Source organism: Allomuricauda sp. TY007 (assembly GCF_010468565.1).
Classification (GTDB): Bacteria; Bacteroidota; Bacteroidia; order Flavobacteriales; family Flavobacteriaceae; genus Flagellimonas.
In genome coordinates this window covers 25,425-39,976 of sequence record NZ_WUEG01000013.1, presented here as the reverse complement: position 1 = coordinate 39,976, position 14,552 = coordinate 25,425, and the positions used below count along the sequence as shown (strand labels likewise).

13 protein-coding genes and 1 tRNA gene are annotated in these 14,552 nt (G+C 41.1%); 7 read left to right on the top strand and 7 right to left on the bottom strand.

The features are described from left to right. The first annotated feature begins 25 nt into the window (after positions 1 to 25). The 6 genes from GO009_RS13555 (at position 26) to GO009_RS13530 (ending at position 6,825) form a co-directional block, all read left to right on the top strand. A complete protein-coding gene (locus tag GO009_RS13555) occupies positions 26 to 907 on the top strand; it encodes a peptidyl-prolyl cis-trans isomerase (RefSeq protein WP_239057472.1) in 882 nt (293 codons plus the stop codon). Further along, entirely contained in the window at positions 891 to 2,291 is a 1,401-nt protein-coding gene (locus GO009_RS13550; RefSeq protein WP_239057471.1) for a peptidylprolyl isomerase, read from the top strand. The genes GO009_RS13555 and GO009_RS13550 overlap by 17 nt, the downstream gene beginning before the upstream one ends. 4 nt (positions 2,292 to 2,295) lie before the next feature. Beyond that, on the top strand, positions 2,296 to 3,249 hold the full coding sequence (locus GO009_RS13545) for a MoxR family ATPase (RefSeq protein ID WP_163626798.1): 954 nt from the start codon (positions 2,296 to 2,298) through the stop codon (positions 3,247 to 3,249). Positions 3,250 to 3,353: 104 nt separating this feature from the next. Further along, a complete protein-coding gene (locus GO009_RS13540) occupies positions 3,354 to 5,621 on the top strand; it encodes an aconitate hydratase (protein WP_163626796.1) in 2,268 nt (755 codons plus the stop codon). 80 nt (positions 5,622 to 5,701) lie between these two features. Beyond that, positions 5,702 to 6,262, top strand: a complete 561-nt coding sequence (locus GO009_RS13535) for a TlpA disulfide reductase family protein (RefSeq protein WP_163626794.1) — start codon at positions 5,702 to 5,704, stop codon at positions 6,260 to 6,262. After that, positions 6,259 to 6,825, top strand: a complete 567-nt coding sequence (locus tag GO009_RS13530; protein WP_163626791.1) for a TlpA disulfide reductase family protein — start codon at positions 6,259 to 6,261, stop codon at positions 6,823 to 6,825. The genes GO009_RS13535 and GO009_RS13530 overlap by 4 nt, the downstream gene beginning before the upstream one ends. 3 nt (positions 6,826 to 6,828) lie before the next feature. On the opposite strand, the gene GO009_RS13525 is transcribed toward GO009_RS13530, so the two are convergent. The 7 genes from GO009_RS13525 to GO009_RS13495 form a co-directional block, all read right to left on the bottom strand. Beyond that, positions 6,829 to 7,281: a sterol desaturase family protein gene (locus GO009_RS13525; RefSeq protein ID WP_163626789.1), complete on the bottom strand. Its 453-nt coding sequence runs from the start codon at positions 7,279 to 7,281 to the stop codon at positions 6,829 to 6,831. Beyond that, complete coding sequence (locus tag GO009_RS13520; RefSeq protein ID WP_163626787.1) at positions 7,278 to 8,120, bottom strand: phytoene/squalene synthase family protein; 843 nt, start codon at positions 8,118 to 8,120, stop codon at positions 7,278 to 7,280. Before GO009_RS13520 ends, GO009_RS13525 begins: the two co-directional genes overlap by 4 nt. Continuing rightward, positions 8,117 to 9,577: an NAD(P)/FAD-dependent oxidoreductase gene (locus GO009_RS13515; protein WP_163626785.1), complete on the bottom strand. Its 1,461-nt coding sequence runs from the start codon at positions 9,575 to 9,577 to the stop codon at positions 8,117 to 8,119. Before GO009_RS13515 ends, GO009_RS13520 begins: the two co-directional genes overlap by 4 nt. 6 nt (positions 9,578 to 9,583) lie before the next feature. Further along, positions 9,584 to 10,483, bottom strand: coding sequence for a B12-binding domain-containing protein (locus GO009_RS13510; RefSeq protein WP_163626783.1), 900 nt, complete (start codon positions 10,481 to 10,483; stop codon positions 9,584 to 9,586). Positions 10,484 to 10,659: 176 nt separating this feature from the next. Beyond that, positions 10,660 to 12,306, bottom strand: a complete 1,647-nt coding sequence (locus GO009_RS13505; protein ID WP_163626781.1) for a sodium:alanine symporter family protein — start codon at positions 12,304 to 12,306, stop codon at positions 10,660 to 10,662. Positions 12,307 to 12,412: 106 nt separating this feature from the next. Further along, positions 12,413 to 13,516, bottom strand: a complete 1,104-nt coding sequence (locus tag GO009_RS13500; protein ID WP_163626779.1) for a hypothetical protein — start codon at positions 13,514 to 13,516, stop codon at positions 12,413 to 12,415. A gap of 159 nt (positions 13,517 to 13,675) precedes the next feature. Continuing rightward, a tRNA-Leu gene (locus GO009_RS13495) sits at positions 13,676 to 13,759 on the bottom strand. 165 nt (positions 13,760 to 13,924) lie between these two features. Between GO009_RS13495 and GO009_RS13490 the strand changes: the two genes are divergently transcribed. Next, positions 13,925 to 14,485, top strand: a complete 561-nt coding sequence (locus GO009_RS13490) for a sigma-70 family RNA polymerase sigma factor (protein WP_163626777.1) — start codon at positions 13,925 to 13,927, stop codon at positions 14,483 to 14,485. Positions 14,486 to 14,552: the final 67 nt, after the last annotated feature.

The following is a 14,552-nucleotide window of genomic DNA, read 5'->3' as shown; positions in this document are numbered from 1 at the left end:
ATTTTGTAATTGTTATTTTTGCGAAATGCTTAAGCACCAAAAAAATACGCTGTTCCTTCTTTGCGCTTTTATAGCAATCCTCGTTTCTTCTTGCGAGGGCATGTTCAACAAGGAAGAAGAAAAGGAACCTTTGGCAAGGGTTGACGAAACTTTTTTGTACAAAGAGGACATTGCTTCCTTGATCGGGGATGATATGACAGCGGAGGACAGCACCATATTTGTGACGAATTATATAAACAATTGGGCATCGAAGCAATTATTGTTGTCCAAATCTAAAATAAACCTGCCCGAAGAAAAGTTGGCCGAATTTGACCGTTTGGTGTCCGATTATCGGGCCGACCTTTATACAAGGGCTTATATAGAAGCATTGGTGAACCAATCCCAAGACACTTCCGTTACCAAGGCACAGCTACAGGAGTTTTACGAGCGAGAGAAAGAGAACTTTAAACTGAACGAAAAATTGGTGCAGCTCAGGTTTGTGGGTATGTCCGAAAAGTTTTTGGACAGGGACGGTGTAGAGGCCAAAATAAAAAAATGGGACGATTCGGATAAGAGGTATTTGGATTCTATCGCGGTACAGTTTAACAAAATTCATTTTAACGATTCTATTTGGATAAGTACATCACGGGTAATCGAGGAAATCCCACCTTTAACGCGGGCAAATGAGGAAACCCACTTAAAAAAATCACAATTTTTTGAGTTACAAGATTCGTTAGAGGTATATTTGGGCTTGGTGACCAATGTGTTGGAAGTCAACGAAACAGCTCCTTTTGATTATGTGGAGCCGGACATCAAACAATTGATATTGAACAGGAGACGGTTGAACTACATAAAAAAACTGGAAACCGAAATTATTGATGAAGCTATTAAGAAGAATGAATTTGAGGTTTATGACAAAGAAAATTAAAGGACTTTTTATTGCATTTTTTGCATTGTTCGGTATGGTACAAGCGCAGGAAACCGACGAAGCATTGGGTATAAAGGATTCCACAAGTAACACCAAAAAAGTAAAATTGGATGGTATTGCCGCCGTGGTCGGGGATTACGTGATCTTGGAATCGGATATCGATAAAACATTGATAGACCTTCAAAATCAAGGGGCATCCACCGAAGATGTTACCCGATGCAACCTATTGGGCAAACTTATGGAGGATAGATTGTACGCTCACCAAGCGGTACAGGATAGTTTATTGGTGTCCGACGATATGGTAAATGCCCAAAGTGATCAGCAGATACAACAACTTACCCAACAAATAGGTAGTGTTGAAAAAATGCTGAGCTATTATAAAAAGCCCGATATGGAAAGTTTCCGAGAAGAACTTTTTGAGATCAACAAACTGCGTATGCTCTCCGAAAAAATGCAAAACAAAATTGTTGAGGAAATCGAGGTGACCCCAGAAGAAGTTCGCCAATTTTTCTATAAAATTCCAGAAGATGAAAGGCCTGTTTTTGGAGCAGAACTGGAAATTGCACAGATTGTGAAACAGCCAGAAGCACCAGAGGAGGAAAAACAAAAGGTCATTGACCAGTTAAAGGAAATTCGTCAGGACGTTTTGGAAAACGATGCTAGCTTTAATGTAAAGGCAATTTTGTATTCACAAGATCCAGGTTCTAAATCCAAAGGAGGTTTTTATAGTATGACGAAAGAAACTCCGTTTGTAAAAGAATTTAAGGATGTAGCCTTCAGTCTTCAAGAAGGGGAGATATCGGAGCCCTTTGAAACAAGTTTCGGTTATCATATTATTTATATAGAAAAAATCAGGGGACAAGAGTTGGATCTTCGACATATCCTGATGATTCCTAAAATTCCTCAAAGTGCTATTGATAAGGCCGTAAATGAATTGGATACTATCCGCCAACAAATTTTGGATGGCAAATACACCTTTGCAGAGGCTGCATTGAACTTTTCAGACGAAAAAGAGACCAAGTTCGATGGTGGATTGCTCCGTAACCCAGTAAACTTTGATTCCCGTTTTGAGCTGACCAAAATGGATCCAACACTATACAATCAAGTTAGGGATTTAAAGGATGGTGAAATATCACGTCCCATTCGTGAAGATGACCAAAGAGGAGGAGCTCCCAAGTTCAAAATCATGAAGATTTCCAACAGATATGACGAACACGAGGCAGATTTTGCAAAAGACTACATGAAAATCCAGGAACTGGCACTACGAGAAAAACAATTCAAGGCCATTAAAGAATGGATGGACGAACATATAGAGGATACTTATATCCACGTTGACTCCGAAAGTAGGAACTGCGATTTTGCAAACAACTGGGTAAAGGAATAATTGTATGTCGGATGTGGTTGCAGTAGAAAATCTGGTAAAAAAGCACCAAGATTTAAAAAAAGAGATTGCCAAGGTCATTGTGGGCCAAAATGAAGTGATCGAGCAAATACTACTATCCGTTTACACGGGGGGGCACTCCTTGTTGATCGGTGTTCCCGGTCTGGCAAAAACCTTAATGGTCAACACCATTGCACAAACCTTGGGGCTGGATTTTAAAAGAATCCAGTTTACGCCCGACCTAATGCCCAGCGATATTCTAGGAAGTGAGGTGTTGGACCAAAACCGAAACTTCAAATTTATAAAGGGACCTGTTTTTGGCAATATCATTTTGGCGGATGAGATCAACCGTACACCACCAAAGACCCAAGCAGCTTTACTGGAAGCCATGCAGGAGAGAGCTGTGACCATTGCAGGAAAGCAGTACAAATTGAATCGGCCCTATTTTGTACTGGCCACACAAAACCCGATAGAGCAAGAAGGGACCTACCCATTGCCCGAAGCGCAATTGGACCGTTTTATGTTCGCCATAGAGCTGAAATACCCCTCGATCGAAGAGGAAATCCAAGTGGTGAAATCCACTACTGCAGATGATGAGGTCCAGATAAACACACTTTTCAATGCCGACGAAATCATCCAAGTGCAACATTTGGTAAGACGTATACCCGTACCGGACAATGTTGTGGATTATGCGGTTAGGTTGGTCAATAGCACAAGACCAGACCAAGAAGGTGCGTCCGATTACGTAAAAAATTATATTGATTGGGGAGCGGGCCCAAGGGCGTCACAGAACCTCATTTTGGCCGCCAAGGCCCATGCAGCAATCAATGGGAAGTTCTCTCCGGACATTGAAGATGTTAAGGCAGTTTCCTTGGGAATCCTTCGCCACAGGATATTAAAAAACTACAAAGCGGAGGCTGAAGGCATCAATGAGGAAAAAATTATCACGGAATTGTTGTAAAAAATAAGAAAGTCAACACTTATTTAGTGCGATTCTAATTCCAAATTACTTCTCATTTTAGTAAATTTACCGAATTACGAAAATCTTAAAAACTCAATTGTATAATGGCATTTGATATAGACATGATTAAGGGTGTTTACGCTTCCATAGGGGAACGTGTGGAAAAAGCCCGTGAATTGGTGGGCAAGCCCCTTACACTTTCCGAAAAAATCTTATACTCCCACCTTTGGGACGGTAAACCCGAAAAAGCATTTGTAAGAGGCAAGGATTACGTTGACTTTGCACCCGATAGAATCGCTTGTCAAGATGCAACGGCGCAAATGGCCTTGCTTCAATTTATGCAGGCGGGCAAGGATAAAGTAGCGGTACCTACAACAGTTCACTGTGATCACTTGATCCAAGCCAAGGATGGCGCAGCCACGGATTTAAAGCACGCCAACGAAACCAGTAAAGAGGTTTTTGACTTCTTGGGGTCTGTATCGAACAAATATGGAATTGGGTTTTGGAAGCCAGGTGCAGGTATTATTCACCAAGTTGTCTTGGAAAATTATGCATTTCCCGGAGGTATGATGATCGGAACCGATTCCCACACGGTAAACGCCGGTGGATTGGGAATGGTGGCCATTGGAGTTGGTGGAGCTGATGCTGTGGATGTAATGGCAGGAATGGCTTGGGAACTCAAATTCCCTAAGTTGATTGGTGTAAAATTAACAGGAAAACTTTCTGGCTGGACAGCACCTAAAGATGTTATATTAAAAGTGGCCGAAATTCTTACCGTAAAAGGGGGAACAGGTGCCATTGTGGAATATTTTGGCCCAGGAGCCACTTCCATGTCCTGTACAGGTAAAGGAACCATCTGTAACATGGGTGCTGAAATTGGGGCAACCACCTCAACCTTTGGTTATGACGAGTCCATGGAGCGCTATTTAAGAGCTACGGACAGGTCCGATGTTGCCGATGAAGCCAATAAAGTTAAAGAACATTTGACCGCTGACCCAGAGGTCTATGCCAATCCAGAACAATATTTTGATCAAGTAATCGAAATCAACCTTTCCGAATTAAAGCCTTTGCTAAACGGACCATTTACCCCGGATTTGGCAACCGAAGTAGGTACCATGAGGGAAAAAGCAGAAAAAAATGATTGGCCTTTGGCTGTTGAGTGGGGATTGATAGGTTCTTGTACCAACTCTTCCTACGAAGATTTGTCGAGAGCATCATCTATTGCACAACAGGCTTTGGATAAAAAATTGAAGACAAAAGCTGAATTTGGTATCAACCCAGGTTCGGAACAAGTAAGATATACTACGGAGCGTGATGGTATCCTTGAGATATTCGAAAAATTGGATGCCACGATCTTTACTAACGCTTGTGGACCATGTATAGGTCAATGGGCCCGTTATAAAGACCCAAAGAACGCACCAAAGAACAGCATCGTTCACTCCTTTAACCGAAACTTTGCAAAGCGCGCCGATGGAAACCCCAATACACACGCTTTCGTAGCTTCGCCCGAAATGACCGCTGCAATCGCTATTGCAGGTCGTTTGGATTTTAACCCCTTAACGGATAAGTTGATCAACGAAGATGGCGAAGAAGTAATGTTGGACGAGCCAACAGGATGGGAATTGCCACCAAAAGGTTTTGAAGTAAAAGAGAACGGCTATGTTGAGCCACGCGAAGACGGAAGCGGTGTAGATGTGATCGTGGCCGAAGGTTCGGAGCGTTTGCAATTGTTAACCCCTTTTGAACCCATTAAAGCCAGTAACCTTCAAGGAATGAAACTCTTGATCAAGGCATTTGGAAAATGTACTACGGATCACATTTCCATGGCAGGACCTTGGTTGCGTTTTAGAGGGCATTTGGACAACATTGCCAATAACACCTTGATCGGAGCCGTAAACGCCTTTAACCAAAAAACCAATTTGGTAAAAAGCCAATTGACCGGTGAGTATGGAGGAGTTCCGGATACGCAACGTGAATACAAGAAAAAAGGAATCATGACGGTTGTTGTGGGGGACCACAACTACGGAGAAGGTTCTTCACGTGAGCATGCGGCCATGCAACCAAGACATTTGGGTGTTGCCGTTGTATTGGTAAAATCCTTTGCAAGGATTCACGAGACCAACTTGAAGAAACAAGGGATGTTGGCGTTGACCTTTGCCAATGAGGACGATTACGATTTGATCCAGGAGGATGATACGTTCAATATTGTTGATGCAGCTGAGTTTGCTCCGGACAAACCTTTGACCATCGAAGTAGTGCACGCCGATGGAAGTAAGGATACCATCAAGGCAAACCACTCCTACAATGATGCGCAAATCAAGTGGTTCAACGAAGGTTCGGCCTTGAACCTGATTAAGAAACAGAATGCTTAATTGTATCTAACATAATCTGTAAAAACTCCTGATGTTGTAAAAGATGTCAGGAGTTTTTAATTTTTGACAAATAATTTTCAATGAAGATCAACAAAAAGACCATTCTCAATGTTGTATTGATTCTTTTTATCCTATCGTTTTTTGTGACCCCGATCGGTTACTACGGAAAAATTTGGTTGAACAGGGTGTTTGCATTTTCTCCCGAAGTCATCGAAAAAAGCGAGCAACAAAAAATCACCGATTACGATTGGGAGCTAAAAGATGCAGAATGGAACTTTTTCAACTTTGAAAAATCTAAAGGAAAGGTAATTTTCATCAACTTATGGGCTTCATGGCGATTGCCATCGGAAGCAGAGCTTGCAAGTATTCAGGAATTATACGACAAATATAAAGGTGAAGTTGATTTTTACATCATCACCAATGAGGAGAGAGCACCTGTTGAGGCTTTTATGGAAGAGCACGAGTTTACATTTCCGGTAACCTATTTGATCATAGGTGAAAAAATGCCCATTGATCCCAGCGAGGTACCTTCTTCCTATTTAATCGATAAATCAGGAAACATTGTGATTCACGAAGAAGGAATTTCGGATTGGAGCACCAAAAAAGTTTATAAATTAATGGAAAGGTTAATCGCAGAATGAAAATCACCAAAGAACAGATTAGCAACGCTATATGGATATTGGCCATAGTACTCATACTTTTTACCCCTTTGGGCTTTTATCCACGGGTATGGGTCAATAAAATCGTTGCCACAGTAATCAGTCCAAGCACAGTTGACAAGGATGAACAAGCTACATTAAAAAACTATAATTGGGACCTTGTTGACCTTGAAGGTAAATCAACTAACCTTCAATCTAAACAGGGAGAAGTTATTTTGGTGAACGTTTGGGCAACCTGGTGCCCGCCATGTGTTGCAGAACTTCCTGGATTTGTGGAATTGTACTCGGATTATAAGAATAAAGCCGCATTTGCCTTCGTGGCCAATGATGAGAAGGAAAAAGTAAAAGCTTTTCTAAAGAAAAAAGGCTATGATTTACCAGTATATTTTCAGGCTTCGGCCACACCAAAGGAGTTGGAAAGTGGTAGTATTCCCGTAACCTATATTATTGATAAAAAGGGCAATGTAGTAGTGGATAAAACGGGAGCCGCCAATTGGAATTCCGACAAAACCCGTAGCCTGTTGGATAAGTTGATTTCCGAATAGCTATTATTTCTTCTTAAAATATTTGAAAGGGACGACCAACATTCCAAAGCATTCCCCATCTTCTTTGCCCAAATGTTTATGATGGATTTTGTGCGCTCTACGTACTCCTCGCGCATACCAATTATTGGCATTCCTAAATATTTTAAAGCGTTGGTGAATAAATATGTCGTGGACCGTAAAATAAGCAATGCCATAGGCCAAAATGCCAAATCCTAATGGCCATCCATACCAAAACGAGGTGTAACTGCCCAAGTAAAACAACGTCATGCTTACAACGGCGTAAAAAATAAAGAAAGCATCATTCCGCTCAAACCAAGAATTATGGTCTTTTTTATGGTGGTCCTTATGAAGGCTCCATAGAAAACCATGCATAACGTATTTATGTGTAAACCACGCCATAAACTCCATAAAGCAAAAGGTTGCCAAAAATATCAATATCCAAAGTGCTACTTTCATTGTACCAATTGTAATTTATAATTTACGTACGATTGTGCCAACAGACCAAATTTTTGATAATTGGGTACGCGGATCCTAGTGTTTTTGATTTCCAGAGGAGGTGTTCCCTGCAATTTTTGAAGCAGTTTTTTATAATATCTATATGCGGTATAAACTCCAAACTTGGCTTGTTCGGGCAACTGTACAATTCCTGAGTACCCAAGTGCAAAATCGGCCTTGATCTCGTTTACGATACGCTTTTTGGACTCCTCGTCCAGTTCCATCAAGTTGGTGTTCGGGAAATAGGTCCGGTTCAAATGCTCGTAATCAGCTTTTAGATCACGTAAAAAGTTCACTTTTTGAAAAGCGGAACCCAAAGCCATGGCCGATTCTTTTAGTTTTTCATACTTTTCCTTGTCGCCTTTTACAAATACACAAAGGCACATCAATCCAACAACATCGGCAGAGCCATAAATATACTCACGGTATTCATCAAAAGTCTCATAGTTTTTTTTGGTAAGGTCCATACGCATACTTTTCATAAACGACGCTACCAAATGATGTGGAATGCCATACTTGTGATAGGTATACTGAAAGGAATTCAAAATAGGGTTAAGGCTTATTTTGTCCTCAAGGGCCTGTTCCATATCTTTTTCAAAGCCATTGAACAATTTTGCTTTGTCATACTCATGGAAAGTGTCCACGATTTCATCAGCAAAGCGTACAAACCCATAAATATTATAAATATCGGAACGGATGGACGGAGCCAACATTTTGGTGGCCAACGAAAAAGAGGTGCTGTAAGACTGCGTCACGACCTTGCTGCAGTTGTAGGATACTTCGTCAAAAATAGTTTTCATCTTTTTACTTCCTTAATGATTAAATCAGCCACCAATTTTCCGGAGATCAGGGATGGTGGTACCCCTGGGCCGGGGACGGTCAACTGACCGGTAAAGAACAATTTTTTTACTTTGCTACTTTTGAGGTTAGGTCGTAAAAAAGCGGTTTGGCGCAACGTGTTTGCCAAGCCATAGGCATTACCTTTATAGGAATTGTACTGCTCCACAAAATCGTTTACACAGAAACTTTCCTTAAAAATTACTGATTTTTTTACAGTTTGCTTGGTTAAATTTTCAAATCGGTCCATTACAATATCAAAATATTGGTCACGTACTTGTGGTGTATCTTCCAATCCAGGGGCAATGGGCACCAAGAAAAAACCTGTTTCTTTACCATTTGGCGCCATTGTGGCATCGGTTACCGACGGAAAGTTGGCATAGAACAACGGATTGCTGGGCCATTGGGGGTTATCATAGATTTCTTGGGCATGTTTTTCAAAGTCGGTATCAAAAAACAAATTGTGATGTTCAATATTTTCCAACTTCTTGTCAAAACCTATATAGAACAACAGAGAGGAAGGGGCGTAGGTTTTTTTGTTCCAGTATTCTTCGGAATATTGTCGGTATTTTTTGTCCAATAAAGTTTCGGAATGGTGATAGTCGGCACCGCTCACTACATAATCACCAAGATGATTTTTCCCTTTGCTTCTGATGCCCAAGACCTCTCCATCGGATACTAGAATATGTGTTGCGGGACTATTGGTGTGTATGGTTACGCCCAATTCTTCTGCCACACTTTGCATGGCCTTGATGATTTCGTACATACCACCTTTTGGATGCCAAGTGCCAAGACCAAAGTCGGCAAAATTCATAAAATTGTAGAAGGATGGGGTTTTGCTGGGTTTGGCCCCCAAAAAAAGTACGGGAAACTCCAAAGTGGATACCAACTTTGGATTTTTGAAGCGTTTACGCACCTGTTGACTTATGGTTTTAAAAAACTGGTCAACCTTTAAAACGGTTTCTTTGGTTACAAGTTCCAAAGGCGAAAGACCTGGCCTCAACACCACCTTGTTGATAGCGATATTATAATTTTCTTGGGCTTCGGCTATAAATTGTTTCAAATGTTCGCTGCTTCCCGATTCAATGCGTTCGAACTCGCTGCATATTTTATCCATACAGTCACCTATGGTGATAACATCATCTTCGAAGAAAATTTTATAGGCCGGGTTTAGCTTGTCCAACTGGTAATAATCCGAAGTCTTTTTGTTGAAGTCAGCAAAAAAATTATCGAAAATATCGGGCATCCAATACCAACTTGGACCAATATCAAATGTAAAACCATCTTTGATCAATTGTCTTGCCCTACCGCCCACGGTATCATTTTTTTCGAATAGTTCCACCTCAAACCCTGCTTTTGCCAGATAGCATGAGGCGGATAGGGAAGAAAAACCAGAACCGATGACAATTACTTTTTCCATTTGGGCTTAAAGCGATTCTATCAGTTGATTAATGGATTTAAATATTTTGATGGGACCCGAAGGTTGCTCATCCTCAAATTCTTGTATCTGATGACCCAAAGCGTAAAGTTTGGAACCGGGCGATTTTTTTAACACCTTACGGAATCGTTTAAAATAGCCATCAATGTCATCTTTGGTGGGCGCTACGGTAAAGTAGGAAATAAACCTGATGTCATCGTAATACTTTAGTAAATCTTCAAGACTTTCCACGGGCATGGTCTGCCCCAAGTAAATAGTTTTGTAGCCGTTAAGGGCCAATTGGTAATTGATATACAACAGTCCCAATTCGTGTATCTCGTTTTCAGGAAGAAAAAGTACGTATACTTCATCTTTTTTTGTGGGATTTTCAAATTGAAGCTTCTCGGTATGGATGTATATTTTTTGTTTGATCAAGTTGGATATGAAATGCTCGTGGGCCGGGCTTATGGTGTTGGTTTGCCATAACAATCCAAGTTCGTTCAACAGGGGTATAAAGACCTCGTTAAAGATTTGCGTAAACGATTTCTCTTCCATAAGCCCGTTGTAAGTCTTCAAGAAAAGGGATTGGTCAAAATTGAGCATAGATAGTTTCAACGAATTGAGTGCATGGTTCTTTTCACTTTTTTGTGAAACAATCTCATTGACCAATGCGGGTATTTTTTCATCGCCCAACTTGGCAATTTTGGAAATTTTGTACCCATTGTTATAAAGTAGGGTAACGTTCAATAGTTTTTGAAGACTGCTTATGTTGTACGTGCGGATATTGGTGTCTGTTCTTTCAGGGCTGAACAAATTATATCGCTTTTCCCAAATTCTAATGGTATGGGCCTTTATTCCCGAAAGGTTTTCCATATCCCGAATACTAAAAGAAGTTTTTACACTGTTCATCTTTTGCGTTTAAAGATTAAACAAATTTACGATTAAATAGATGCCATCCTAGATTTTTATCATAAAATTTGCACTAACCCTCAAAAAGTTATAAAGGATTGCAGAGTTCAACGTCAAAGTCCTTGTTCTTGATATATTCCTAAAGGCAGACAGGATTTTCCCTTGGAAAAAAACTCTTATAGGTGTTTCTTGCCATTATCTTTTTTAAATGCTGATTTTTTGGCAATCAAATGCATATAGCCTTTGAATTCTTTTTTTACATAGGGGAACAAGATGAGCAAACCGATCATGTTTGGGAATACCAGGGCCAATATCATGGCATCTGAAAACTTTATCACTGCATCCAGGGTTATCGCAGCACCCAGCACTGTAAACAAAAGGAATATGATTTTATAGGTTAAGTCAACTATTTTTCCCCTTCCGAAAAGGTATTTCCAGGCCTGTAGCCCATAATAGGACCAAGATAGTATGGTACTGAAGGCAAACAGGCATACAGCGGCCATTAGGATCCAGGAAGAACCGTTAATGGAATTTTCAAAAGCCAGGGATGTAATGTTGACCCCGCCCAACCGACTTCCATCAGTCATTAAGGCTTGGCCCTCAACAACATTGCCATATACAAAAACACCGTCCATGTTAAAGAGGATGATTACAACGGCTGTCATGGTACACACAAGAACGGTGTCAATAAAAGGTTCCAACAGGCCAACCAGTCCTTCCGACGCTGGGAACGAGGTATTCACGGCCGAGTGGGCTATGGCGGCAGAGCCTGCGCCCGCTTCATTGGAAAAGGCAGCTCTTCTAAACCCCTGGATCATTACACCTACAAATCCACCTGTAATGGTTGCTTCGGGTGTGAAAGCTTCTTTTATGATGAGAGCAAAGGCATCATCGACCCATTCAATTTTAGAAAATATAATGAAGAGTGCAGCACCCACATAAAGTATGGCCATAAAGGGAACCACTTTTTCCGTAACCTTGGCTATGCGTTTGATTCCACCAATGATTACAATTCCCGCCAAAATTGCAAAAACAAGGCCAATGATGCTTCCCGTAGCATCACCGGTCAAACCAAAACGTTCTATAATCTGGGCGGCGGCCTGGTTGCTTTGAAAAGCGTTTCCACCACCAAAGGAAGCCCCCACGCAGAGTATGGCAAAAACGGCGGCCAAAAATTTGCCCAAGCGGGAAAACCCTCGCTCTTTTACCCCTTTCGACAAATAATACATGGGACCACCATATACGTTTCCATCAGTATCAATATCTCGATATTTTACCCCAAGGGTGCATTCCACAAACTTAGTGGACATGCCAAGTAATCCGGCCAGTATCATCCAAAAAGTGGCCCCGGGGCCTCCAAAGGAAATGGCCACGGCAACCATGGCTATATTGCCCAGACCTACAGTGCCTGATACTGCGGTGGCCAAGGCCTGAAAGTGGTTTACCTCTCCGGAATGCCCTTCATCTTTAATGGTATCCACCAAGTCACCATCAACTTCATAAACCTGTGGTTTTGGTTTGGGGGCTGTCTTTTCAAATTCATCATATTTTCCACGGACCACTTGTATGGCTGTTGGAAAATGACGGATGTTGACAAATCCAAAGTAGAGAGTGAAGAACAGAGCCCCCAATATCAGAATGATAAGGATTATTGGAATGCCATGCCCGAAAATGGGGATTTCTGCCAAAATCAGGTTTTCCCACCATACAGCAAAGGGCATAAAGGCTTCATTTATTTTTTCGTCCAGACCTTTTTCGGATGTGGATGCTAAAATTGCATTGCTTGGAATACATAATGTGCTGTACAAAAGAGTTTTATCCATAGTCGAAAGTTTGCCTGAATTTCGATTGTTGGATTGAACTTATTGGGAATTGTCGGAATGAATCTTAAAATGTCAGTAACCAAAGAACTGACAAATAAAAGCTAAATCATTCATTTTCAACATGTATGTTTTCTTTTGGGATATGTAGCCTAATTTTCCTTTCCCTGTTTTCCGACATTTCGAACAAAGTGCTTTTTAAGGGATTATAGTGCTTGTCCCTTGTCCAATTCTTTTTACCGAAGAGTCCATTCAGCAGAGCTTCCAATAACCTTTTAAGCTCATTGTGGTCGTTGATGTCGTAGTTTTTGGAAGCTTCAAAGTTTTTAGGTTTGATTTCCAACCAATTATCGGTTGAATTTAGTTTGCGTTCGGCAAATGTTCTCAACAAGCGGTAGAGGGCAGGGGTGAGCCGCACGATTCTATCTTTATTGCCAGCAAACCCGATCAAGGTCACGGAGGTTTCGCCACCGCTTTTTTGGTTATCGGTTTTGCCAAATAAAAGTTTTAGCTGATGGGGTTCTGGTATCACCGTTTCGGTAAGTTCCTTTACCCAGCTTAGTGCCAGGGCAAAGAACAGCATGATCAGGGAAGTTTTGAATATAGCGGAAAACAACAACAGATTGATGGTGCTGTCCATCAATTTGTACATCTGGGCCATCAACGTTACCAAAATGGTGATCAATGCCAACCAACCCAAGAGGGGGAGTCTTCTTTTTATAAAGGATTCCCATAGAACAAACCCTAAAAATAGTAAGGTCAACAGCGCATAAACAACATCGAGTTCATTGATGACGTATGCTTCACGGACCAGAAACATTTTGAACAAGGTAGGAAACAGTGCAAATGCAAAAGGAATACCGATGATGTAGGGCCAAAACTTCGATTTTATCAAAGGAGCCAATTGTTTGGGCAAATATTTGAACCAAGGCAGAGCCATCAAAATAAACAAACTGTTGGTCAAGGATAAGGTGCTTCTGAGCCCGTCTTTAAAATGTGGGTAAAGTCCGTTGTAGTTAAGGGAAATGATTTCAACTAGTCCGGATAATGCCCAACAAAGTACGGATAGGGCCAACCAAACAGGGCCATAATCATTTTGCTTTTTCCCGATATGGTACCAAATGGCCATTAGGGAAAGAAATGCAAAAAGGCATACCGAAAGCTGCCACCATCCATAAAACATGGAAATTTCACTTGATACTTGTGCATCCATGTCTATTGTTTATATAAGGGATAAGTATTCAACTATAACTGATTAGGAATCTCTCGGAAAATAAATAAAAAAAGCAGAAGTAAAAAGAAAGACGAAGAATTGAGGTTTATCCGTAGCCTAAAAAATAAGAAAACCGCAATCTCTTGCGGTTTTCTTCTGTGCCCACGACTGGAGTCGAACCAGCACGTCCTTACGAACACTACCCCCTCAAGGTAGCGTGTCTACCAATTCCACCACGTGGGCCTTTGGCATTTTAGGTGTGCAAATATAATTTTTTTGGATAAAAGGGAAGGGTTTTAATGGCTTTTTATGGGAGATGGTTTTTAAAACCAATACGAGAACAAGTTTTCGTAAAGTTTACAATATCATAATATCCGTCCACTCTTATTTTTATGAAATTTGTCTTTGATGAAACACCCCCATACAAATGAAGCGCAGTATAAACTTGCTGTCCGCGTAAAGGCTTCGGACAGGGATGCATTTAATAGCCTGTTCTCCATGCTATGGGAACCCATGTATGTTTACGCTGCTTCTTTGGTAATGAACGATTCCCTTGCAAAGGATTTGGTACAGGAAATATGGATAGACTATTGGCAGCGAAGGGAAAGTATCGAGGTCGACAACATCAAATCGTACTTGTTCAAGGCCATATGTTATAAGTGTTATAATGCCTTGAGGGATGCCAAGTTCAATAAAACGCAGATAGAAGCGGCAAATTCGGTTTATGTGGCCTCGGAAACGGAGTTGGAAGAGGATGTTCTGGAGCTCTCAAAACGTATCGATGTGAGTGTGTCCACTCTTCCCCAAAGATGCCAAGAGGTATTTCGGTTGAGCCGGATACACAACATCAGTAATAAGGAAATAGCGCAACAGTTGAACATCTCCCACCGGTCGGTCGAAAACCAGATTTCTTTTGCGCTTAGGCGTCTTCGTAAGGACCTTTCCATTGTTAAGTCAATGTTCCTTTAAATGCCTTCTTTTTTAGCTAAAGGTTAAGCACTGCCCATTAAGTTTAAGTAATCATTAAAACAGAATT